At 71.8% G+C, this 22,678-nt stretch carries 22 protein-coding genes; 11 read left to right on the top strand and 11 right to left on the bottom strand.

All coding sequences use genetic code 11. From position 1 onward, the window contains the following. Positions 1-108: 108 nt before the first annotated feature. From Q9R26_RS10975 to Q9R26_RS10965, 3 genes are all read right to left on the bottom strand, one after another. Positions 109-726, bottom strand: coding sequence for a CE1759 family FMN reductase (locus Q9R26_RS10975; RefSeq protein WP_182066710.1), 618 nt, complete (start codon positions 724-726; stop codon positions 109-111). Between the two features lie 156 nt (positions 727-882). Next, positions 883-1,152: a 30S ribosomal protein S15 gene (gene rpsO / locus Q9R26_RS10970; RefSeq protein WP_017885935.1), complete on the bottom strand. Its 270-nt coding sequence runs from the start codon at positions 1,150-1,152 to the stop codon at positions 883-885. A gap of 100 nt (positions 1,153-1,252) precedes the next feature. Then, the gene (locus Q9R26_RS10965; protein WP_084741173.1) at positions 1,253-1,702 is read right to left on the bottom strand and encodes a VanZ family protein; all 450 of its coding nucleotides are present in this window, start codon (positions 1,700-1,702) and stop codon (positions 1,253-1,255) included. A gap of 183 nt (positions 1,703-1,885) precedes the next feature. Between Q9R26_RS10965 and Q9R26_RS10960 the strand changes: the two genes are divergently transcribed. The 3 genes from Q9R26_RS10960 to Q9R26_RS10950 are packed head-to-tail and all read left to right on the top strand — an operon-like array spanning position 1,886 to position 4,370. Beyond that, positions 1,886-2,962: a glycoside hydrolase family 6 protein gene (locus tag Q9R26_RS10960; protein WP_311227283.1), complete on the top strand. Its 1,077-nt coding sequence runs from the start codon at positions 1,886-1,888 to the stop codon at positions 2,960-2,962. A 59-nt stretch (positions 2,963-3,021) separates the two neighbouring features. Then, on the top strand, positions 3,022-4,071 hold the full coding sequence (locus Q9R26_RS10955) for a M4 family metallopeptidase (RefSeq protein ID WP_311227282.1): 1,050 nt from the start codon (positions 3,022-3,024) through the stop codon (positions 4,069-4,071). Between the two features lie 29 nt (positions 4,072-4,100). Next, positions 4,101-4,370, top strand: coding sequence for a protealysin inhibitor emfourin (locus Q9R26_RS10950; RefSeq protein ID WP_182066713.1), 270 nt, complete (start codon positions 4,101-4,103; stop codon positions 4,368-4,370). A 143-nt stretch (positions 4,371-4,513) separates the two neighbouring features. On the opposite strand, the gene Q9R26_RS10945 is transcribed toward Q9R26_RS10950, so the two are convergent. The 3 genes from Q9R26_RS10945 to Q9R26_RS10935 form a co-directional block, all read right to left on the bottom strand. Beyond that, a complete protein-coding gene (locus Q9R26_RS10945; RefSeq protein ID WP_307804553.1) occupies positions 4,514-6,757 on the bottom strand; it encodes an ATP-binding domain-containing protein in 2,244 nt (747 codons plus the stop codon). 78 nt (positions 6,758-6,835) lie between these two features. Beyond that, positions 6,836-7,672, bottom strand: coding sequence for an aldo/keto reductase (locus Q9R26_RS10940; RefSeq protein WP_182066715.1), 837 nt, complete (start codon positions 7,670-7,672; stop codon positions 6,836-6,838). After that, entirely contained in the window at positions 7,672-8,043 is a 372-nt protein-coding gene (locus Q9R26_RS10935; RefSeq protein WP_182066716.1) for an FKBP-type peptidyl-prolyl cis-trans isomerase, read from the bottom strand. The genes Q9R26_RS10940 and Q9R26_RS10935 overlap by 1 nt, the downstream gene beginning before the upstream one ends. A gap of 69 nt (positions 8,044-8,112) precedes the next feature. Here Q9R26_RS10935 and Q9R26_RS10930 point away from each other — a divergent pair, with 69 nt between their 5' ends. Together Q9R26_RS10930 and Q9R26_RS10925 are read left to right on the top strand one after the other, a co-directional pair. Then, entirely contained in the window at positions 8,113-9,432 is a 1,320-nt protein-coding gene (locus tag Q9R26_RS10930; protein ID WP_182066717.1) for an MFS transporter, read from the top strand. Between the two features lie 186 nt (positions 9,433-9,618). Next, complete coding sequence (locus tag Q9R26_RS10925) at positions 9,619-10,704, top strand: YihY/virulence factor BrkB family protein (RefSeq protein WP_311227281.1); 1,086 nt, start codon at positions 9,619-9,621, stop codon at positions 10,702-10,704. Between the two features lie 66 nt (positions 10,705-10,770). Here the strand turns inward: Q9R26_RS10925 and Q9R26_RS10920 are convergent, their stop codons facing one another. The 3 genes from Q9R26_RS10920 to Q9R26_RS10910 form a co-directional block, all read right to left on the bottom strand. After that, complete coding sequence (locus Q9R26_RS10920) at positions 10,771-12,231, bottom strand: aspartate ammonia-lyase (protein WP_259362931.1); 1,461 nt, start codon at positions 12,229-12,231, stop codon at positions 10,771-10,773. Positions 12,232-12,974: 743 nt separating this feature from the next. Continuing rightward, entirely contained in the window at positions 12,975-13,271 is a 297-nt protein-coding gene (locus Q9R26_RS10915) for a hypothetical protein (protein WP_182066720.1), read from the bottom strand. Next, positions 13,271-14,527, bottom strand: coding sequence for an inorganic phosphate transporter (locus Q9R26_RS10910; RefSeq protein ID WP_111023186.1), 1,257 nt, complete (start codon positions 14,525-14,527; stop codon positions 13,271-13,273). Before Q9R26_RS10910 ends, Q9R26_RS10915 begins: the two co-directional genes overlap by 1 nt. A 115-nt stretch (positions 14,528-14,642) precedes the next feature. Between Q9R26_RS10910 and Q9R26_RS10905 the strand changes: the two genes are divergently transcribed. The 3 genes from Q9R26_RS10905 to Q9R26_RS10895 all read left to right on the top strand — a co-directional run bounded on the left by Q9R26_RS10905 (position 14,643) and on the right by Q9R26_RS10895 (position 18,166). After that, the gene (locus Q9R26_RS10905; RefSeq protein WP_311227280.1) at positions 14,643-16,331 is read left to right on the top strand and encodes a sodium:proton antiporter; all 1,689 of its coding nucleotides are present in this window, start codon (positions 14,643-14,645) and stop codon (positions 16,329-16,331) included. Between the two features lie 229 nt (positions 16,332-16,560). Continuing rightward, on the top strand, positions 16,561-17,862 hold the full coding sequence (locus tag Q9R26_RS10900) for an ABC transporter permease (RefSeq protein ID WP_311227279.1): 1,302 nt from the start codon (positions 16,561-16,563) through the stop codon (positions 17,860-17,862). A gap of 16 nt (positions 17,863-17,878) precedes the next feature. Beyond that, the gene (locus tag Q9R26_RS10895; protein WP_027464737.1) at positions 17,879-18,166 is read left to right on the top strand and encodes a hypothetical protein; all 288 of its coding nucleotides are present in this window, start codon (positions 17,879-17,881) and stop codon (positions 18,164-18,166) included. Positions 18,167-18,169: 3 nt separating this feature from the next. Here the strand turns inward: Q9R26_RS10895 and Q9R26_RS10890 are convergent, their stop codons facing one another. Beyond that, a complete protein-coding gene (locus Q9R26_RS10890) occupies positions 18,170-18,688 on the bottom strand; it encodes an 8-oxo-dGTP diphosphatase (protein WP_311227278.1) in 519 nt (172 codons plus the stop codon). Between the two features lie 64 nt (positions 18,689-18,752). Here Q9R26_RS10890 and Q9R26_RS10885 point away from each other — a divergent pair, with 64 nt between their 5' ends. Both Q9R26_RS10885 and Q9R26_RS10880 read left to right on the top strand, forming a co-directional pair. Next, positions 18,753-19,103: a tryptophan synthase subunit alpha gene (locus Q9R26_RS10885; protein WP_027464736.1), complete on the top strand. Its 351-nt coding sequence runs from the start codon at positions 18,753-18,755 to the stop codon at positions 19,101-19,103. Between the two features lie 19 nt (positions 19,104-19,122). Further along, positions 19,123-20,013, top strand: a complete 891-nt coding sequence (locus tag Q9R26_RS10880; protein WP_311227277.1) for an aminodeoxychorismate lyase — start codon at positions 19,123-19,125, stop codon at positions 20,011-20,013. An 88-nt stretch (positions 20,014-20,101) separates the two neighbouring features. Here the strand turns inward: Q9R26_RS10880 and Q9R26_RS10875 are convergent, their stop codons facing one another. Then, on the bottom strand, positions 20,102-21,301 hold the full coding sequence (locus tag Q9R26_RS10875) for an amidohydrolase (protein WP_311227276.1): 1,200 nt from the start codon (positions 21,299-21,301) through the stop codon (positions 20,102-20,104). A 161-nt stretch (positions 21,302-21,462) separates the two neighbouring features. Here Q9R26_RS10875 and Q9R26_RS10870 point away from each other — a divergent pair, with 161 nt between their 5' ends. Continuing rightward, positions 21,463-22,662, top strand: a complete 1,200-nt coding sequence (locus Q9R26_RS10870) for a Fic family protein (RefSeq protein WP_311227275.1) — start codon at positions 21,463-21,465, stop codon at positions 22,660-22,662. Positions 22,663-22,678 lie beyond the last annotated feature (16 nt).

Below are 22,678 nucleotides of genomic sequence, written 5' to 3'. Positions count from 1 at the left end.
GGGCACCGATGAGCGAGCCGCGCACCCGCCGCGCACCGACCGTACGAACCCTGTGGTCCGCCTAAGAGCACGCGCCCCCGGCGACGGCGGCGGCGACGGGCCCCCGGGTCAGTGGCCGAGGCCGCCGAGCAGGCTCGCGAAGTCCGGGGTCGCGGGGAGCGCGTCGGCTTCCCGCGGCGCCCGCCTGGAGGCCCGGATCGCCCAGGCCAGGTCGGCTCCGGCCCGGCGGATGCGACCGTCCAGGGCGGCCGCGTCACCGTCGGTCCCCCAGTCGTCGGTCGCGGCGAAGACCCCGGTGGGCACGATCGCTGCGCGCAGGTACGCGAAGACGGGCCGCAGGGCGTGGTCGATCGCGAGGGAGTGCCGCGAGGTCCCGCCGGTGGCACCGAGCAGGACGGGCATGTCGGCCATCGAGTCCTTGTCGAGCACGTCCAGGAACGACTTGGCCAGTCCGCTGACGCCGGCGGTGAAGATCGGCGTGACGAACACGACGGCGTCGGCCTCGACCACCGCAGCCGTCGCTGCCGAGAGCGCCGGGGCAGCGAAACCGGTGAGCATCGCGTCGGTGATCTCGTGCGCGAGCGGCCGGAGCTCGACGTGCACGACGTGTGCCGGGGTGCCCTCGGCGACGAGCGACGCCACGGCGGCCTCCCCCAGACGGTCGGCGAGCAGGCGGGTGGAGCTGGGCTCGGAGAGCCCGGCGGAGACGACGGCGATGGTGGTCATGATGCTTCCCGACTTTCGATGCGTTTGCATGAACATAGCATCCAACCCGGTTCTGCTCACAACCATTCCCGTCGCCACGGCCCGCGCCCTGGAACGAAGAACGCCCCGGTCCTCACGAGGAGGTCCGGGGCGTTCGGTCAAGCGTGTGTCGGTCGACTAGCGACGCAGGCCGAGGCGCTCGATGAGCGTGCGGTAGCGGGCGATGTCGACGTCGGAGAGGTAGCCGAGGAGACGGCGACGCTGACCGACCATGAGGAGCAGGCCACGACGCGAGTGGTGGTCGTGCTTGTGCTCCTTGAGGTGCTCGTTCAGGTCGTTGATACGACGCGTCAGAACGGCGACCTGGACCTCGGGGGATCCGGTGTCGCCCGGGTGGGTCGCGTACTCTTCGATGATCTCCTGCTTGACCTGTGCGTCAAGTGCCATGGTGATCCCCTTCCTGTCCGTTGCGCGGTGCCCGTGCCTGATGCACGAGCGCTCTTCGTCCGCGGCCGTTCGACGGCAACCGCACAAGACTACCAGAGTCCTAGGCGGTCCTGGGGTGCAGACGGCGTCGGCGGCGACGCTCCGGCAGCAGACTGCGGACGAGTCCGACCAGCGTCGCACCGAGCAGTCCACCGAGGCCGTTCGACAGCACGTCGCGCGGGTCCGCGACCCGGTACGGCAGGTAGGTGGCCTGCGCGAACTCGATGCCAGTGGACAGCGCGACCGCGACGAGCGCGCCGAGGATCCACCAGCGCCGGGGCAGCCACAGCGCAGCGAGCATCCCCACGGGCACGAACATCGCGATGTTCGCGAGGAACTCGGTGCGCTCGTACGTGAACCAGGCTCCGTGCGGCAGCTGCTGCACCCAGGCGATCGCGTGCAGCACGAGCGAGTTCTGGGCCGAGGTGAAGACCTGCGGGGTCAGCGTCATCCGCCAGATCACCCAGGCGTAGCCCGCGGTCAGGGCGAGGAGGAGGAGTCGACGGAACATCCGCACAGTGTGCTGCACGGTCCTGCGCGGTCGCTGGAGCGCTCCTGTCAGCCACCGGCGCGACGCCTGGGCGATCACGGTTCGGCCCTGGTCAGGACTCCCCCGCACCTGTCAGCATGGGTCCGGGCGCGCTCGGCGCCCGCACCCCCCGACACCGCACGGGCAGATCAGGAGCACCGCAGCATGCCGGAGCACGAGGCACCCAGCACCGGACGCCGTCCCCGCGGGAGCGGCCTGCGGCAGTGGGGGTGGATCGCCGCTGCGGCCGTCGTCGTCGCCGCGGTCGTCACGACGCTCGTCGTCGTCGGCCCGTGGAACGGCGGCCGGCCGGACGGCGACGGCACCCCGAGCGGGCGTCCCGTCGCCGAGCGGAAGTCCGCGGCCGAGGCGTTCCCGGGCGGGCTCGCGCGCCAGCCGACCGCGGTGAACCAGGCCGGCATCCGCGAGCGCCAGGCCCGAGCCGACGGTGACACCCGGATCGCCGAGCAGATCGCCGTGATCGCCGACCAGCCGATCGCGACCTGGCTGACGAACACCTCGCGGGCCGAGACCCGATCGACGATCCGGTCGGTGGTCGGCACGGCCGAAGAACGCGGCGCCACCCCCGTGTTCGTCCTCTACAACATCCCCGACCGCGACTGCGGCAGCTACTCGAAGGGCGGCACCGAGGACGACGCCTACCTGCCGTGGGTCCGTTCCGCCGTCCGAGCGATGGCCGGTTCGCACGCCGTCGTGCTCGTCGAACCCGACTCGATCGCCCAGATCCAGAACTGCGAGCGGCTGCGCGACGAACGCCTGCCCCTGCTGCGGAAGGCCGTCGACGCGCTGACCGGCCACGGGCTCACCGTGTACTTGGACGGCGGCAACGAGAACCGTGTGCCGACCGCCACCATGGCGGACTGGCTGCGGCAGGCCGGCGTCGACGAGGTGCAGGGGTTCTTCACGAACGTCTCGAACTTCTACCGCGTCGACCAGGAGCGCGCGTACGCCGACGAGCTTGCCGACGCGATCGGCGGCGACCCGCACTTCGTCATCGACGTCTCCCGCAACGGGCAGGGGTGGCGGGGAACCTGGTGCAACCCCGAGGGCGCCGGCCTCGGCCAGGAGCCGCACGTCACCGGCGGCAGCACCCGGCTCGACGCGCTGCTCTGGGTGAAGACACCCGGGCTCAGCGACGGCACCTGCAACGGCGGCCCCGCGGCGGGCCAGTGGTGGGAGTCGTACGCGCTGGCCCTCGTCGAGCACCGCAAGCGCGACTGACGACCGCCGGCCGACGGCCCACGCGGGGCCGTGTCGGTGCCCGGTGGTTGCATGTGCGCATGACCGCGACCGACCGCATCCGCTCCGTCGTCCCGCCCTACCTGCTCCGCGCCGTCGCCGATGCCCAGGCGTTCCCCCGGGCGGCCTCGGCGGCACGCACCGCGCTGGCCTCGCTCGACGCCGTGCAGGCGCCGAAGCACGAGCACCTGGTCGCACCGCGCGGCGTCAGCGGTGCCGTGGACCACTCCCCGCGGCGGACGATCACCGACGCGCACGGCACCACGACGCTGCCCGGCACCGTCGTCCGTCGCGAGGGCGACGCCGTTTCCGGTGACGCCGCGGTCGACGAGGCCTACGCGGGCCTCGGCGCCACGCACGCCTTCTGGCTCCAGGTGTTCGACCGGGTGTCGATCGACGGCGCCGGCCTCCCCCTCGACGCGACCGTGCACTACGGCCAGGAGTACGACAACGCCTACTGGGACGGCAGCCGCATGGTGTTCGGCGACGGTGACGACGAGGTCTTCCGCCGCTTCACCGTCGCGCTCGACGTCATCGGCCACGAGCTCGCGCACGGCGTCACGCAGTACACCGCCGACCTGACCTACCAGGGCCAGTCGGGCGCCCTCAACGAGTCGATCAGCGACGTCTTCGGCTCACTGGTCGCCCAGTACGCCGCCGGTCAGACGGCGGAGCAGGCGAGCTGGCTCATCGGCGAGGGGCTGTTCACCGACGCCGTGCAGGGCGACGCGCTGCGGTCGATGCGGGCTCCCGGCACCGCGTACGACGACCCGGTGCTCGGGAAGGACCCGCAGCCGGCGACCATGGCCGGCTTCGTCGTCACCACCGACGACGCCGGCGGGGTCCACACGAACTCCGGCATCCCGAACCACGCCTTCTTCCTGGCGGCCACGGCCATCGGCGGCCCCGCGTGGCTGGGCGCCGGTGCCGTGTGGTGGGACGCCCTGACGTCGCCCGAGGTGACCGCCTCGATCGACTTCGCGGGCTTTGCGACCGTCACCGTCGACGCGGCCGGGCGACGATTCGGGGACGGATCCGCCGAGCAGACCGCGGTCCGTCAGGCCTGGCAGCGGGTGGGCGTGCTCGACTGATCGCGCCACCCGGGCGTAGCGTCGAGGGCATGCGCATCGAGGTCCGCCGCTCCGGGGGCTTCGCCGGCACCACACGGCGCTGGCGGGTCGACACCGACACGAGCAGCGACCCCACGGCGTGGTCCGACGTCCTCGACGCGCTGCAGCGCACCCCGGCGCCGACGGCAGCGCCCGTCCCCGACGACTTCAGCTGGACGATCACCGTCGAACGCACCACCGTGACGATCCCGGGTCGCCGCCTCGACGGGCCGTGGGCGGACCTGGTCGCGCGGGTGCGGTCCGAGGGCGACCCGACCTGAGCCGGGAGGCCCGTGGCGGGCCCGCACCGGGCCTCCCGTCCGCCCCGCGGTGACGCCACCGCCCACCGCCGTGCGCAGGAACGGTCGCGTGGGACCGACGGACCCGCCCGTTCCTGCTCACGAAGTGCGCGGGGACGCGACCGTCAGTCGACGTCGATGACCGTCAGACGACGGGTCGGACGCGTCATCGCGACGTACACCGCGGCGGCGGCACGGGCGGCGTCGGCGCCGACGCCGTCCGGGTCGACGAGCAGCACACCGTCGAACTCCAGGCCCTTGGCGTCCGCACCCGTCAGCACCGTGAGCGAGCCGGCGTTCGGCGAGGCGAGGCCCCGGACGTCGGCTTCGGTGCGGGCGAGCCGCTGCCGGATCGTGTCGACCTGGGCCTCGGGGACGATGACGCCGATGGTGCCGGACCCGATCCGCGCACGCTCGGCGTCGGCGACCGCCACGACGGTGTCGAGCAGGTCGGCCCGGGCGACGCGGACGCGCTCGACGGGGTCGCCGTCGCGCACGGCCTCGTTGCGGGTGACCGTGAGGCCGGCGCTGTCGGCGAAGGCCCCGGCCGCCTCGACGATGGATCGCGGGGTGCGGTAGTTGACCGTGAGCTGCTCGATGCGGTGGTCCAGCGGCACCTGCGGGGCACGGCCGCGTCGACGACGCGCGAGCGCCCCGATGACGTCGTCCCAGGTGCGTGCGGCACCCGGCGAGGAACCCTGCGCCATGTCGCCGACGATCGTGAACGAGCGCAGCGGGTTGCGGCGGGCGAGCACGCGCCACTGCATCGGCGAGAGCTCCTGCGCCTCGTCGACGACGATGTGCCCGTAGGTCCACTCGCGGTCGTCGGCGGCGCGCTCGGCCGTGGAGCGGGGGTCGCCGCCCTCGGCGAACGAGCCGGCGACCTGCTCGGCGCTGACGATGCCCTCGACACCCATGTTCTCGATGGCCTGTCGGGCGTTCTCGATGTCGCGGTTCCGGCTGGCCTTCGCTGCGCGCTTGGCGGCACCGCCGGTCGGGTCGAACGGGCCGAGCAGTTCGGCGGCCTCGTCGAGCAGGGGGACGTCCTCCACGGTCCAGGCCGTACCGCGGGCACGCTGCAGCAGGGCGCGGCGCTCGGCGGTCCAGTCGGGGGTGAGCGAGGCGAGCCAGTTCGGCCGGGCGTACAGGTCCTCGAGGAACTTCTCGGGCGGCAGCGGCAACCACGCGGTGTTGAGCAGCACACGGGCGTCGTACGAGCTCCGGATGTCCTCGCGCAGGACCTTCTCGTCGGCCTCGTCCACCGTGGTGCCGCGCTCCCGCAGCTGCTCGGCGAGCAGTCGGGTCATCGCGTCGAGGGCGATCTTGTTGAACGTGACGCGGGCGACGTTGTGCGGCTTGCCGCGGTCCTGCGCACGCTTCATGGCGTCGGCGACGAGCTGCGGCGGGACGACGAGCCGCTCGCCCTCGACGTCGAGCGTGACCGACTCGGTCGGCACGACCTGGCGCGAGCGCACAGCCCGCCGAAGGAGTGCGGCCATCTGCGCGGCACCCTTCACCGCGGCGACGTCGCGGGTGTCGTGGGTCGTCGCGTGCACGGTCGGGTAGAGCGACCCGAGCGACGCCATCACGACACCGGTCTCGCCGAGCGACGGGAGCACCTGCTCGATGTACGTCAGGAACGCCGGGGACGGGCCGACCATGAGCACGCCGGATCCGCGCAGGCGCTCGCGGTACGAGTAGAGCAGGTAGGCGGCCCGGTGCAGCGCCACGGCGGTCTTGCCGGTGCCGGGCCCGCCCTGCACGATGAGCACGCCCTCGAGCGGGGAGCGGATGATGCGGTCCTGCTCGCCCTGGATCGTCGCGACGATGTCGGTCATCCGGCCGGTGCGTTCGGCGGTGACCGCGGCGAGCAGCGCCCCCTCGCCCTGCAGGTGGGTGCGCTCGTCGTCGTAGAGCGAGGCGTCGAAGACCTCGTCCTCGACACCGACCACCCGACGACCCTGCAGGGACAGGTGCCGGCGGGACCGCATGCCCATCGGGTGCGCCGCGGTGGCCTGGTAGAAGGCACTGGCACCGGGGACGCGCCAGTCGAGCAGCAGCGGGCGGTGCTCGGCGTCGCGCAGTCCCACGCGGCCGATGTACCGGAAGGTGTCGTCGGCGTCGTCGGGCTCGGCGACCTCGAGCCGGCCGAAGACCAGACGGTCCCCCACCCGTTCGAGCGTCGCGACGGTGTCCTCGTAGAGCCGCGCGTACGCGTCGCGCTCGCTGCGGCTCTGGTGGTTCCCGCCGACCGCCTGTCGGCGGGTCTCGGCGAGGCGCTGTTCGGCCTCGGCGGTCAGCTCGTCGAGACGACGGAAGAGGCCGTCGACGTAGCCGCGTTCACGGTCGATCTCGGTCGGTTCGGACACACGCAACCCTTCGGGAAGAGGGGGAACCAGTGTACTGCCCACCGGGAGCCCCGCTGTCCCCGAAGGGTCGCGTCCGGGTCACATCTCTTCGTGCGTGTCCGGGTCGCCGTCCCACAGGCGGCCGCGCTCGAGCGCGGAGATCGCCTGCACCTCGTCGTCGGTCAGCTCGAAGCCGAAGACGTCGAGGTTCTCCTTCTGGCGGGCGGCGTCGCCCGACTTCGGCACCGGCACGGCACCGAGCTGGACGTGCCAGCGCAGCACGACCTGGCCGGGGGCCACACCGTGTGCCGCGGCGGCGTCGGCGATCGGCCGCTCGGTGAGCAGTTCCGACCGCTTCGCGAGCGGGCTCCAGCTCTCGGTCACGATGCCGAGCTCCTGGTGCACCTTCCGCAGTTCCGCCTGGGGGAAGTACGGGTGCAGCTCCACCTGGTTGACGGCCGGGGCGACCCCGGTGGCGTCGACGATGCGGCGCAGGTGTTCCGGTGTGAAGTTCGAGACGCCGATCGAGCGGACCTTGCCGCTGTCGCGGAGGTCGACGAACGCCTTCCAGGTGTCGACGAACTTGTCCACCGACGGGTTCGGCCAGTGGATCAGGTACAGGTCGACGTGGTCGAGCCCCAGGTTGCCGAGGGTCTCGTCGATCGAGCGGTGCGCCTCGTCGTAGCCGTGGTGCCGGCCGGGCAGCTTCGACGTGACGACGAGGTCCTCGCGCGCCACCTCGGACTCGCGGACGGCCTTGCCGACGGCGTCCTCGTTGCCGTAGTTCAGCGCCGTGTCGAGCAGCCGGTAGCCGCTCGCGATCGCGGTGCCGACCGCCGCAGCGCCCTCGTCGCCGTTCAGGCCGTAGGTGCCGAGGCCGAGCTCCGGGAAGCGGTGGCCGTCGTTCAGCTCGATCGTCGGGGCACCGACCTGCATCAGCGGACCCCGAGCAGGTCGATCACGAAGATGAGGGTCTTGCCCGACAGGAAGTGGCCACCACCGGCGGGGCCGTAGGCGAGCTCCGGCGGGACGACGAGCTTGCGACGACCGCCGACCTTCATGCCGGGGATGCCCTCCTGCCAGCCGCGCACCAGGGCCGCGAGCGGGAAGTCGATGGGCTCGCCGCGGTTCCAGGAGCTGTCGAACTCCTCGCCGGTCTCGTACTCGACGCCGGCGTAGTGGACCTTGACGGTCGAGCCGGCGGACGCTTCATCGCCGGAACCCTCGACGATGTCGGTGACGACGAGCTCGGTGGGGGCGGGGCCCTCGGGGGCGTCGAACTCGGGCTTGCTGTTCAGGTCAGTCATGCCGATCAGTCAACCAGAGCGCGCACCGGGCACGCGCAACGAGCGTCCAGCCCGCAGAATGGTTCCACCGTGACACCATCGACTCCCGCACCGCCGCGCCGCCGCCTGCTCGCCGACCTCACCCCGCTCCGCCGCTCCCCCGCCTTCGCCCGACTCTGGGCCGGCACCGCGATCGCCGGCATCGGCACCCAGATGACCACCGTCGCCGTCGGTCTCGAGGTCTACGAGATCACCCGCTCGACCTTCGCCGTGGCCCTGGTCGGTGTGATCGCGCTCGTGCCGATGATCGTCGCCGGCCTGTACGGCGGGATGCTCGCGGACGCCTTCGACCGACGCCTCGTCGCGCTCGTCTCGTCGATCGTCGCGTGGGTCGCCGTGGCTCTGATCGCCACGCACGCCTGGCTCGACCTGCACAGCGTCGCACTGCTGTACGTGCTCGCGACGGTGAACGCCGTGGCCGCCACCGTCAGCAACGCTTCCCGCTCGGCCATCGTCCCGCGACTCGTCGGCACCGACCTGCTGCCCGCGGCGAGCGCCCTGGGCGGGATCGCGTCCGGGTTCCAGGTCACCGTCGGTCCGGCGATCGCCGGCGTGCTCATCGCGAGCGTCGGGTTCGCGCCGACCTACACGATCGACGTCGTGCTGTTCACGTTCGCGTTCCTCGGGGTGTTCACACTGCCGCGGATGGCCGCCGACCACGACGCGCTGCGGCCCGGACTCGGCTCGCTCATCGAGGGTGCGAAGTTCCTGCGGCGGTCGCGCAACATCACGATGACGTTCGTGCTCGACATCATCGCGATGACCTTCGGGCAGCCTCGCGTGCTGTTCCCCGCGATCGGCGCGCTCGTCATCGGCGGTGGGTCGATCACCGTCGGCACCCTGACCGCCGCGTACGCGATCGGGGCGCTGCTGTCGAGCGTGTTCTCCGGGCCGCTCGGGCACGTCCGACGCCAGGGTGAGGCCGTCGGCTGGGCCATCACGGCGTACGGCGGCGCGATCGCGGCGTTCGGGGTGGTCATCGCGCTGGCGCACGTGCTCGGCGGCCGCTCAGGCGAGGCGTTCGGGGTCGAGATCCTGCCGGCACTCGGGCTCGCGGCGCTGTTCCTGGCGATGGCCGGCGGTGCGGACAACGTCAGTTCGGTGTTCCGGAACACGATCCTGCAGGCGGCGTCGCCGGACGGCATGCGCGGTCGGCTGCAGGGCATCTTCATCGTCGTGGTCACGGGCGGGCCGCGGCTCGGTGACCTGTACGCCGGCCTGGTCGTCGCGGCCGGCATCGCGTACCCGCCGGTCATCGGCGGCGTGCTCATCATCGGCCTCGTCGCGCTGCTCCTCCGGATGGTCCCGTCCTTCCGCCGCTACGACGCCCTGCACCCCCACGCCGACTGACGGCGGCGGCGCGAGCGTGCCCGCAAGACACCGGTGTTCGCGCGTGGAACACCCGCGTTCCGCGGTGCGGAGCGTGAACACCGGTGTCTTGCAGGGGATCGCGACGCGACCAAGGGGCGGACGGGAGGCGCGGGGCGGGCCCGCCACGGGCCTCCGGGCCGTCACGTGTCGGGTACCGTACGGGACATGCCGGACAGCGCATCGCGCGACCTCCAGCGGACGGGAGTCCGCGCCGTCGTCCGGCGCACCTACCACTCGGTCATCCGGCACCGCGTCGTCGACGCGGCCGCGTCGCTGACGTTCTTCGCGCTGCTGACGGTGTTCCCGACCGCGCTGGCGGTCGTGTCGGCGCTGTCCATCGTCGACCGCAAGGGGGACAGCCTGACCGACATCGTGGAGGTCCTCGGGTTCATCGTCCGACCGGAGACCGCCGAGCACCTCGAGGGGCCGCTCCGGCAGCTGCTGACCCTGGACAACCCGTGGCTCGGGTTCACGATCGGTGTCGCGCTGACGCTCTGGTCGCTGTCCGGCTACGCGACGGCCTTCGGACGGGCGATGAACACCGCCTACGAGGTCGAGGAGGGCCGACGGATCTGGAAGTTCCGCAGCATGATGCTCCTCGTCACGCTGCTCGTCATGGTCGGCGGTGCCGTCGCCATCGTCATCCTGCTCGGCACGCCGACGATCTCCGAGGCCGTCATCCGACAGCTCGGGTGGGCGCCGTGGATCGACGACGTGTGGAACGTCGTGAAGTGGCCGGTGCTCGCGGCCGACCTCGTCGTCATGGTGGCGGTGCTCTACTACGCGACGCCGAACGTGAAGACCCCGCAGCTGCGGTGGGTGTCGGCCGGTGCCGCGTTCGCGATCGTGACCTGGGCCATCGCCACGGTGGGGTTCGCGCTCTACGTGGAGACCCTCGGCGGCGGGAACCGCGCCTACGGGTGGCTCGGTGGCGCGATCCTGCTGCTCGTGTACCTCTACATCTCGAACTTCGTGCTCGTGGTCGGCGGGGAACTCGACTCCGAGGTGATCCGGATGCGGCAGCTGCTCGCCGGCATCGAGGCGGACGAGTCGATCCGGCTGCCGCTGCGGGACGTCACGCGGAACTTCACGCTCGCGCGGTGGCGAGACCAGGACATCGCGGCCGCGCAGCACGTCCGGGCCGAGGCCGCGCGGGTGGCCGGGGACGAGGACGCCGAGTCGACCCCGGGCGAGGAGCACCTGCGGGCGATGGCGCAGCAGGTGCGGGTGGGCGAGCGACCGCTGCCCTGACGGTGTGTGCGCGGGTGCGGGTCGTGCGACCGTGCCGCGTCCGGGCGTGCGCGCGCTTGCCCGGCGTCAGCGCTTTCGTGCCTCGGCGTCCAGCATCTCCTCGGTGATGACCGGGATCGCACCCGTCGCCAGCTCGATGCCCGACAGCCGGGCCGGGCTGAGCACCCGCATGACCTGGTCCTCCTCCATCAGCCCCGCAGCCACCACGAGCGTCGAGATCGGCGTCGAGGTGGTCAGCGCCGTGTGCGCGATCGACGCCGCGGCCGCGTACCCGATGTACGGCGTGAGCGCGGTGACGACGCCGACGTTCGTGTCGACCTGGGCGGCGAGCTTCGCCTCGTTCGCCTCGATGCCGACGACGCAGTGCTCACGCAGGGTCGCGCAGCCACGGGACATCCACTGCAGCGACTGCAGGATCGAGTGGGCGATGATCGGCTCGAAGGCGTTGAGCTGCAGCTGCCCGCTCTCCGCCGCCATCGTCACGGTGGTGTCCGCTCCGGCGACCGCGTAGGCGATCTGGTTCACGACCTCGGGGATCACCGGGTTGACCTTGCCCGGCATGATCGACGAGCCGGCCTGGCGAGCGGGCAGGGTGATCTCACCGAGACCCGCCTGCGGACCGGACGACAGCAGCCGCAGGTCGTTGCAGATCTTCGAGAGCTTCGCGGCGCTGCGCTTCACCGTGCCGGACAGGGTCATGAACGCACCGGCGTCGCTCGTCGCCTCGATGAGGTCGGGGGCGGTGACGACGTCGATGCCGCTCGCCTCCTGCAGCTGCCGGCGGACCTCGTCGCGGTAGAGCGGGTCCGCGGTGATCCCGGTGCCGATCGCCGTCGCACCGAGGTTCATCTCGGCGAGCAGCGGCATCACCTTGCGGAGCAGGTCCGCATCCTCCTGGATCGTGTGCGAGAACCCGGTGAACTCCTGCCCGAGGGTCATCGGCACGGCGTCCTGCAGCTGCGTCCGGCCCACCTTCAGCACGTCGGCGAAGGCGCGGCCCCGCTCGGCGAACGCCGCGGAGAGCTCCTCGAGCTGCTCGATGAGCCGTCGGACCCCGAAGATCATCGCGATCTTGATGCTCGTCGGGTACGTGTCGTTCGTCGACTGGCTGCGGTTCACGTGGTCGATCGGGTGCAGGTACCCGTAGTCGCCCCGCTCCCGCCCGAGGAGTTCCAGGGCCCGGTTCGCGAGCACCTCGTTCGTGTTCATGTTCGTGCTCGTCCCCGCGCCGCCCTGCACGACGTCGACGACGAACTGCTCGCGGAGCGCCCCGTCGCGGACTTCCTGCGCCGCACGATCGATCGCGTCGGCGCGCTCCTCGTCGAGGACGCCGATCGCCCGGTTCGCCCGCGCCGCAGCCTGCTTCACCGTGACGAGCGCCTCGATGAGGTCCGGGTACACGGCGATCGGCACGGAGGTGATCGGGAAGTTCTCGAGCGCCCGCAACGTGTTGATGCCCCAGTACGCGTCCTTCGGGACCTCGCGTGATCCCAGCGAGTCGCTCTCGGTCCGCGTCGTCGTCGTCACAGGTGCCTCCTCGTTGCCGGTCACACGTCGAGGCTAGTCCCGTCCGTCCGGCCGGTCCGGGAACGCGCCGGGCTTGTGTGACCGGCGGCGTTCCTGCGCGAGCGGGCGAAATGCCACGGTGGCCTCCGCGACGCACGCTGGCATCCCGCCCGCTCGCCCGGCGACGGCCCGGAGGCCGGGCGCCGGGCCGCCACGGGCCTCCCGTCGCTTCGTGAGCAGAAAACGTCGGCTCCCGCACCGCGACCCGACATCTTCTGCTCACCAAGCGCGCCGCCCGCGCGAGCGGGCGGAACGGCGCGGTCGTCCCAGCAACGCACGCCGGCATTCCGCCCGCTCGCCCGCGACGGCCCGGAGGCCCGGTGCCAGGCCGCCACGGGCCTCCCGTCGCTTCGTGAGCAGAAGATGTCGGGTCCCAGACCGCGACGCGACATCTTCTGCTCACCAAGCGCGCCGCCCGCGCGAGCGGGCGGAATGGCGCGGTCGTCCCAGCAACGCACGCCGGCATTCCGCCCGCTCGCCCGTGGCGGCCTGGAGGCCCGGTGCCCGGCCGCCACGGGCCTCCCGTCCGCCCCGCGGGCACGCCCGGAACGCGAGCGGGCGAAACGGCGTGGTTCCCGCGCGCGGAGACGCGGGCATCCCGCCCGCTCGCGCAGCGCACGCGGCGCACGCGCGACGAGTGAGCAGAAGACGCCGGGTCGCGAAGGGCGACCCGGCGTCTTCTGCTCACCCGGTGAGCATGCCCGTCAGTGGAACTGCGGGACGATGAGGTAGATGCCGTAGAGCACGACGGCGCCGCACACGACGAAGCACGCGATGGCCGCCGCACGGAGCGCACGTGCGGCCGCCGAGACTCCGGCGGGGTTCGGGAAGCCGGCGGTGGCCGGGCCGATCGTGCCGTCGTCCTTCACGGTGAACTTGCCCTCGCGGGTGTCGGCGGCGCTCCAGAGACGGAGGCCGACCGAGTACACGGCGACGACGAAGCACGACGAGACCACGGCGACGAGCGCCACGGTGAGGAACGCGAACCAGTCGATGCCCATCAGCGACGGCCTCCCTTGCGGGCCGCCATGCGACGGAGCGTGCGCTCGCGGCTGAGTTCGGCGCGACGCTGGGCGACCGCGTCGGCACGCTTCTTGCGCTGCATGTCACGCAGCTCCTTGCGGGTCAGGACCGCGTTCGCGGCGACGTCGACCTCGATCGCGGAGGCCTGCTCGTGCGGCTTGCGGAGCGACCACAGGTACAGGCCGAGGATCACGACGGCACCGATCACGGCGTCGAGCACGAGCCCGACCACGCCGAGGCGGGCGATGCCCGAGGCGACCGCACCGACCGCGGCAGCCGCGGGCAGGGTGATGAACCAGGCGATGACGATCTTGCCGGCGGTCGACCACTGGATCTTCGAGCCGCGGCGGCCGAGCCCGGCACCGATGATGGAGCCCGAGGACACCTGCGTGGTCGACAGCGCGAAGCCGAGGTGGCTGGAGGCGAGGATCGTGGCGGCGGTCGAGGCCTCGGCGGCGAAGCCCTGCGTCGCACGGATCTCGGTGATGCCCGAGCCGAGGGTGCGGATGATCCGCCAACCGCCCGTGTAGGTACCGAGGGCGATCGCGAGGGCACAGGCGACGACGACCCAGAACTGCACGCCCTGGTTCGACGACTGCGCGCCCGAGGCGATGAGGGTCAGCGTGATGACACCCATCGTCTTCTGCGCGTCGTTGGTGCCGTGCGCCAGGGACACCATCGAGCTGGTGAAGACCTGCCCGATGCGGAAGCCGCCGCGCTCGTTCGGGAACACCGGACGCTTCGTGATCCGGTACGCGATGCGCGTCGACAGGAACGACACGAGCGCGGCGATCACGGGCGAGGCGAACGCCGGGATGATCACCACCGTCAGCAGCGCGACGTAGTTGACCGACTGGAACCCGGCGCCGACGATCGCGGCACCGATCAGCCCGCCGAACAACGCGTGCGACGACGACGACGGCAGCCCGCGGAGCCACGTGATCATGTTCCAGACGACTGCCCCGATCAGGCCGGCGAAGATCATCTCCGGGCTGATGGCGACGCCACCGGGCCCCTCGTTGATCAGTCCGTGCGAGATCGACGTCGCCACGGCGGTGCTGAGGAACGCACCGACCAGGTTGAGCACCGCAGCGACGGTGACCGCCACCTTGGGCTTCATGGCGCCGGTCGCGATCGGGGTCGCCATCGCGTTGGCGGTGTCGTGAAAACCGTTTGTGAAGTCGAAGAAGAGGGCCAACGCGATGACCAGGACGACTATGAGTGTGATGTCCACCGCGGGCAAGTGTCCCAGGCGTCGGCCCTTCGAGCAAACCTGATCGGCAACCTGTTGTTCACCGCAGCTTCACACTCGTTCAGCTTCGGAACCATGCCGATGGGAGAATGCACCCATGGACACCGCCGAGCTCCTCATCCTGCTGATCGGATCGCTCGCGGTGACGGGGTTCGCCCGGGCCAAGGGACTCCCCGCTCCACTGCTCGTCACGGCGGTCGCCCTCGCCGCCTCGTTCCTGCCCGGGCTGCCGCCGATGGAGATCGACTCCGAGGTCATCCTCACGGTGATCCTGCCGCCGCTGCTCTACTCGGCGGCCCTCGACGTGTCGTGGCAGAGCTTCCGCGGCTCGATCAAGCAGATCCGACGGCTCGGCATCTTCCTGGTGATCGTCACCGCCCTGGTCGTCGGCGGAGTGGCGTACCTGCTCATCCCGGACATGACGCTGCCGGCGGCGATCCTGCTCGGCGCGATCGTCGCCCCGCCGGACGCGGTGTCCGCCGCCGCGATCGGCCGGAAGCTCGGACTCCCCCGCCGCGTCATGACCGTGCTGTCCGGCGAGAGCCTGATCAACGACGCGGCCTCGCTGACCCTGGTGCGGGTGTTCACACTCATCATCGCGGGCACGTCGCTGACGATCTGGCAGGACCTCGGCATCTTCGGCCTGGCGATCGGCGTCGGCCTGGCCGTCGGCATCGTGCTCGGCGTCGTTGTGCACTGGATCCGCATGCGCATCAACGACCCCGTGGTCGAGACGATCATGAGCATCCTGCTGCCCTTCGTCGCCTACATCGTCGCCGAGGACCTGTCCGGCTCCGGGGTCATCGCGGTCGTCACGGCCGGCCTGTACATCGGCTACAACTCGCCGAAGGAGGGGTACGCCACCCGCCTGCAGGAGCGCCCGCTCTGGACGAGCATCGACGTCATCCTCGAGGGCTTCGTGTTCGCGCTCATCGGCCTGCAGCTCAACACCGTCGTGCAGGACCTGGTCGAGAGCGAGCGGAGCCTCGGGCAGACGCTCACCGCCGCGGCCGTCGTGCTCGCGGTGGTGATCCTGGTCCGACCGCTGTTCGTCTTCGAGTCCTACGCGCGCAACCGGTTCAACGGGAAGTGGCTCCGGCCCCTGCGGATCAAGCTGTCCCGCGGGCATCCCTCGCTCCGGTGGATGCGCGGCTCCGCCGAGCCGAAGCTCAACTGGCGGGAGCTCACCGTCATCTCGTGGACGGGCATGCGCGGCGTGGTGACCCTGGCCGCAGCCGTGTCGGTCGTCGCGAACCCGACGCACATCCCGGCGCAGGACACGATCTTCATCATCGCCTTCTTCGTCACCGTCGGCACCCTGCTGCTGCAGGGACTCACCCTGCCGTTCGTCATCCGCGCGCTCAAGGTGCAGGACCCGGCCGAGGGCGAGGAGGACGTGCGCAGCGAGATGCGGCTCAACCAGCGCACCACGGAAGCCGCGATCGAGCTGCTCGAGAAGCGGCGTCCGGCGTGGGCGAAGCAGTACGGCTCGGAAGCCGTCGACTCGGTGGTCAACCGGCTGAAGGCGCGACTCGAGCGTCAGGCCGAGACGTTCCGTCAGGACGCCGAGGAAGAGGAGGACGAGGGGCGGAACGTCGCACTGCGCCTGCGTGGCTCGCAGATCCAGGACATCCGGCGCGAACTCCTCGACCGACGACGCGAGATCGTGCTCGAGGAGCGGGAGAAGGGGAACCTCGACGAAGAGGTCATGCGCCGCGTGCTCGTGACCCTCGACGCGGAGGAACTCGCGATGGACTCGGCGCAGGCGTCACGCAGTCGCTCCTGAGCACCCCGGGCGTATCCTGGCGCTCCGATCGAGAGCAGGAGCAGAGCGCCGAGTGAGCACGCCGCGGAACGACGTCCCCAGGAACGACGACGGACCGGAGCGCCCCGGCGGTTCCCGACCGACGCCGCCGAAGCCGCGCGGGACCCGGCCCTCCGCACGTGGGACCAAGCCGCGACGTGGTGGCAAGGTCGCCGGGCACACGCGATCGGCACCCAGGCGGCAGGCTCCGGTGCCCGCGCCCCAGCAGCACGGCGCCTACCGCCGGTGGTACTCGACCCTGCACCCGTCATTGCAGCTGATCGGCCTGCAGCTCTGGATGCCGCTGTTCTTCATCGTCGGGTTCTGCCTGTGCTACGTCTTCGCGTTCCACGCCCCGCACCCGCACGACGTCCCGATCGCCCTGGTCGGCAGCGATCCGACGTTCGTGCAGGCGGTGCAGCGGGCGTTGCCCGGCGAGTTCGTGTTCCACACGTACGACTCGCTCGCGCAGGCGAAGCGCGACGTGGTGGGTGGCTCGATGGCGGTCGCGTACGACCCCGCTGCGAACGAGTTCTTCACGGCGAGCGCGCACCAGTTCCAGGTCGCGAGCCTCGTCCCGGCCACCCTCACCGCGGTGCTGACCGGCCTGGGCGTCGCGACCCCGAAGGTCACCGAGCTCGCACCCCTGCCTGCCTGGGACGAGTACGGCACCGTGGCGATGTACGTCATGCTCGCGTGGTGCATCGGCGGCTACATGGTCGCGATGTTCATCGGCATCATGGGCGGCCCGCTCCGGCACCGCACCCGGATGACGGTCATCGTGGTCGGCGGCCTCGTCATCTCGCTCATCACGAACACCCTCGCCGGACCGGTGCTCGGCGCCATCCACGGGCACTGGATCCAGCTCGTGCTCATCGCCTGGGGCTGGATCGTGGCGATCGGCCTGGCGGTGAACGGCCTGAGCTACTTCGTCGGCCGGTTCATCGCCGCACCCGCGATGATCTGCTTCGTCTTCCTGTCCATGCCGTCGTCCGGCGGTGCCTACCCGAAGTGGTTCATGCCCGAGCCCTTCGCCTGGCTGAACAACGTCGTCGTCGGCTCGAGCATGGTCGACATGATCAAGCACCAGGTCTACGGCGTCGGCCCCGGCCCGGCCCGCGGCCTGATCACGATGGCGTGCTACGCCACGGCCGGCCTGGTGCTGATGTACTTCGGCAAGAAGTGGTGGGAGCGCCGACGGATCCGTGCGATCGTCACCGGCCGGACCACGATGTTCCAGGACGCCAACACCGCCAACCGCGAGTTCCTCGGCCGGCAGCGCGACGCCGAGCTCGAGCGCCACGGCCTGACCTCCACCGAGACCGGCACCCTGAGCGTGCTGCGGGACGGAGACTGGGAGGACGACCGCACCGGCGGGGACGTCTTCACCGGCGGGCGCGACGGCCTCGAGCCGGACGCGACACCGACCGGCCGCATCGCCGTGCAGCGCCCCGCGAACCGGAAGGAACCGCGGCCGGCGGCGGCGCAGCACGGCAAGCACGCCGACCGCTGACGCGTATCCTGATCGGATGAACCCGCGCATCACCTGGCACCGCGTCCTCATCACCGTCGTCGTCGTGTTCCTCGTGCTGACGGTCGGTTTCTACGCCGCGAGCGTCCTGCTCGCGCCCGCCGACGGCCGCGGCACCGCCGGGCTGTTCGTCGGGTGGGCGATGTTCTCGATGATCGGCGCGATCGTCGTCGGCATCATCGACTTCTTCGTGCGGCCCCTGGGCGGCCGGAGCGGCGACGCCGACGTCATGGCCGCCGCCGAGGAAGCGCGCACCGGCAGCACCCGCACCCAGCAGCCGCGCTAGCAGCTAGTCGCCCACTCCGACGCCCGTCCCGGTGAACCCGGCGACCGTCGCGTCGTCCGCGGCGAACGTGAACCGCGCGCGGACGCTGCCGCCGGCGAGCACCCCAGGCAGCCAGTACCGGGCGTCGTCCCACATCGCGTCGTAGGGCACGGAGTCGACCGCGATCCACCGCGGCTCCAGCTCGTCGGAGCCCGACGGGTCTCCCTGCCAGCGGCGGCAGACGAAGACGTCCGAGACCTGCGACCAGGACGGTCGGTACGGGAACCGGTAGTCCAACGTGCCACGGGCCTCCAGGTCGACCGCGTCGAGCCGCAGGCCGACCTCTTCACGCACCTCGCGCACGGCGGTCTCGACCGCGGACTCGCCGGGCTCGCGCTTGCCGCCGGGGCCGACCAGACGGCCCGCGCCGAGGCCGCGGCGCTTCTCCCCCACCAGCACTTCCGTGCCGGCCGAACCGTCGCGCAGCAGGTACACGACCACCACCCGGGGATGCTGGGACTTGCTCTCGTCGCGAAGGGTCACGCGTCCAGTGTGACCGATGGAGTGTCGTACGCTCTTCCCATGGCAGGCGTGCTGCGGGGGCACCATGGCTGAGCCCCGCAGGACCGGGCGCAGCCTCGAAGTGCTGCGCGCCGAGGCTGCCGAAGAGATCTCGATGCTCGTCGAGCACCGGAGCCGCCAGGGCGAGGACCCGTGGGAGTTCATGCCGACGCTCCCCACCGTCGACGAGCAGGTCGTGCTGATCCTGCGCGCGGACGCCGTCGACCTGGACGAGGCGATCGGCAAGCGGCACGCGCAGTGGTCGAGCCACCCGGCGTCGGGGCAGGGCACCCGGCTGGGCGAGGAGTACCACCGGCTGCGCCGGATCGCGCTGCAGCACCCCGAGCTGACGCCCGCCGTGTGGAAGCTGCTGGGCGCGCTGCCCGAAGCGGGCTGAGCTGCGGTTGGATGGAGGCATGACCGAAACCGTGCTCGCCGTCCTCAACCAGCCCTCCCGCGACGCCGCGCCGCACGACCCCGCGGCCGAGGCCTTCACCTGGGCGAAGCCGCTCGAGGAGCACGTGCAGGTGCAGGACCTCGGCGTCACGCGCGGCGACGGCGTGTTCGAGACGATCACGGTGATCGACGGCCGACCACAGGCCCTCGAGGCGCACCTCGCCCGGTTCGGCCGCTCCGCGGCGATGCTCGACCTGCCCCCCCCCGACCCGGAGGCCTGGCGCCGGGCCATCGAGGCCGTCTGTGCCCGCCTCGACCCGGTGCGCGAGGCCTTCGCCAAGACCGTCCTGACCCGCGGCGTCGAGGGCACCGAGCGCCCGACCGGGTGGGTCTACGCCGCGCCGTCGGGCGACTCCACGGCCGCACGTACCGAGGGCATCTCCGTCGTCGTCCTGGACCGCGGGTACCGGCACGACGTCGAGCGCACGTCGCCGTGGCTGCTGCAGGGCGCGAAGACGCTGTCGTACGGCGTCAACATGGCCGCCCTGCGCGAGGCCGTCCGCCGCGGCGCCGACGACGCCCTGTTCGTCTCGAGCGACGGCTACGTGCTCGAGGGCACGCGCGCCAACCTGATCATGAAGGTCGGCGACCGGCTCGTCACGCCCCGCACCGACATCGGGATCCTGGCCGGCACGACGCAGGCCGACGTGTTCCGCTTCGCTGAGCAGGAGGGCATCGAGACCGCCTACGAACTCGTCACCCTCGCCGACCTGGCGGCGGCGGACGCGCTCTGGCTCGTGTCGAGCGTGCGGCAGGCGGCCCCGATCCGTTCGGTGAACGGCGACGTGCGGCCGATCGACGCCGAGCTCACGACGCGCATCAACGACTTCCTGCTGGCGCGCGAGGTCTGAGCACGCGGCACCCCCGGCGCAACGGCCTGGAGGCCCGGATCGCGACCCGCAGGCACGTCGCGATCCGGGCCTCCCGGCTCTGCACCCGCTACCAGCGCGGGGTGGTGACGCCGGTTCCGTCGGACCACGTGAAGACGGGCTCGCCGTCGATCCAGACGCGCGTCGCGCGGCTGGCCGCATCGAGCGGGTCGCCGTCCCAGAGCACGAGGTCGGCGTCGTACCCCTCGGCCAGGCGACCGACGCGGTCCCCGAACCCGAGGAAATCGGCCGGGTTGACCGTCAGCGCCTCGAGTGCGGTCTGGGCGGGCAGACCCTCCTTCACCGCGGCGGTCGCCTGGTCGACGAGCATGTTGATCGGCACGACCGGCGCGTCCGTCGTGATGGCGACCCGGACCCCTGCCGCCGCGATGGTCGCGAGGTTCGGGATGCCGCGGTCGCGGAGCTCGACCTTCGAGCGGCTGGTGAAGAGCGGGCCGTAGATGACCGGGATGTCCTTCGCGGCCAGCACGTCGGCGATCTTGTGCGCCTCGGTGCCGTGGTCCACGACGAGCCGGTAGCCGAACTCCTCGGACAGTCGGATCGCGGTGGCGATGTCGTCGTGGCGGTGGGTGTGCTGGTCCCAGACGAGTTCGCCGTCGAGCACCCGGACGAGCGTCTCCTTCGTCAGGTCACGGGCGAACGGCTCGTCCTTCGCCGCGGCGGCGTCACGGGCGGCCCGGTAGTTCTGCGCCTCGACGAAGGCGTCGCGGATGATCTTCGCGACACCGAGCCGGGTCGAGGGCGTCTGGCCCTTGCCCCCGTAGACGCGCTTCGGGTTCTCGCCGAGGGCGCTCTTCACGCTCACCGAGTCGGAGATGAGCTGCTCGTCGATCGTGCGGCCGCCCCACGTCTTGATGGCGACGCTCTGACCGCCGATGGGGTTGCCGGAGCCGGGCTTGACGACGATGCTCGTGATCCCGCCGGAGAGCGCGTCCCGGAAGCCCTCGTCGTCGATGTCGATCGCGTCGATCGCCCGGACGCCGGCCATGTTCGGCGCGGTCATCTCGTTCGTGTCGTTGCCGGCCTCACCGTTGGCCTCCTCGTGGATGCCGACGTGGCCGTGCGCCTCGACGAACCCGGGCACGAGCCACGAACCGGTGGCGTCGATGACCGCCATGCCGTCGGGCGGGGTGACGTCCGGACCGATCGCGGTGATCCGGCCGTCCTCGACGACGACCGCGCCGCCGTCGAAGGCGGGAGCGGAGACGGGGACGACGTGGGCACCGGTGATCGCGAAGGAGTTGCTCATGGCACCAACGGTACGCGCGGGCGCGGGCGCGGGCGCGGGCGCGGGGGCGGAGCGGGGCACGGCGAGCGGGCGAGCGGGCGAGCGGGCGAGCGGGCGAGCGGGCGAGCGGGCGAAATACCGATTCCTGGCGTCGAGCGTCGGGGCGGCCCTACCGTCGCGGGATGGCACACCGGAGCGACACCTGGCCCACGCACGAGCGCAGCGAGCGACCGTGGCGGAGTGCCGTCCGCGGGTGCCGAGACGACCGGCTCGTGACCACCGTGCAGGTGTCGCTGCCCCCGTCCATCGCGAGGGCTCGGTGGACACCCGACGACGACACCGTCGCACTGCTCGACCGGAGCGCCACGGCCCTGCGCGCCCTCGACGTCCACCACGGCTCCCGGCTCGCGCCGCTCGGGTCGGTGCTCGGCCGGACCGAAGCCGTGGCGTCGTCGCGGATCGAGGACGAGTCAGCGACGATCGACGACCTGGCACGGGCCCTCGTCGGCATCCGGGCGAACGTGGGCGCCACCGCGGTCGTCCGGGCCGGCGGCGCCGTCGAGCACCTGGTGTCCGGAGCCGACTCGGGCACCGTCACCGAGGCATCCCTGCTCGAGGCACACCGCCTGCTGATGCGCGACGACCCGGTGGACGGACGGTACGCCGGCAGGTACCGCGCCGTGCAGAACTGGATCGGCGGCGGCGCCGCACCCCGCGACGCCGTGTACGTGCCACCGCCGCCCGAGCTCGTGGCACCGCTGATGGCGGACCTGTTCGCGTTCGTGCACCGCGTGGACCTGCACCCGATCGCACAGGCCGCGATCGCCCACGCGCAGTTCGAGTCGATCCACCCGTTCACCGACGGCAACGGTCGGATCGGGCGGGCGCTGATCGGTGCCGTGCTGCGGCGACGTGGGGTGACGACCACGGTCACGGCACCGGTGGCCACCGCGCTCGCTGCGGGCCGGCGGCGGTACTTCCGACACCTGGAGCAGTACCGCGACGGCAGGGTCACCGGGTTCGTGGTCGACCTGGCCCTCGCGATCGGGACGGTGTGCGACGAGGCGACGCTGAGCGCCCTGCTGCTCGCCGAGCACGACGCCGACCGGTCCGGAGGCCCCTGCGCCTCGGGCCCGCACGCCGTCGTCGGCCGTGCGCTCGCCGACGACCCCGTCCTGACCGAAACGCACCTGGACACCCTGCTCACCGCTGACGAGGTCGAGCGCGTGACCGACGACCTGGTGTCGGCGGGAGTGCTCCGTCCGGTCACCGGTCGTCGCCGTGACCGCGCGTGGGTGGCACCCGCCGTGGTCGACGAGCTCGAGGCGTTCGAGCAGCGCGTGCAGGCGGCGGTGGGCGGGCGCGAGCACACGGCGGCCTGACCGGGGGTGCGGGCGA

Source organism: Curtobacterium sp. BRB10 (assembly GCF_031844325.1).
Lineage (GTDB): Bacteria > Actinomycetota > Actinomycetes > Actinomycetales > Microbacteriaceae > Curtobacterium > Curtobacterium poinsettiae_A.
The sequence above is the reverse complement of the archived record's forward strand: the minus strand, read 5'-3'. Positions and strand labels throughout refer to the sequence as shown.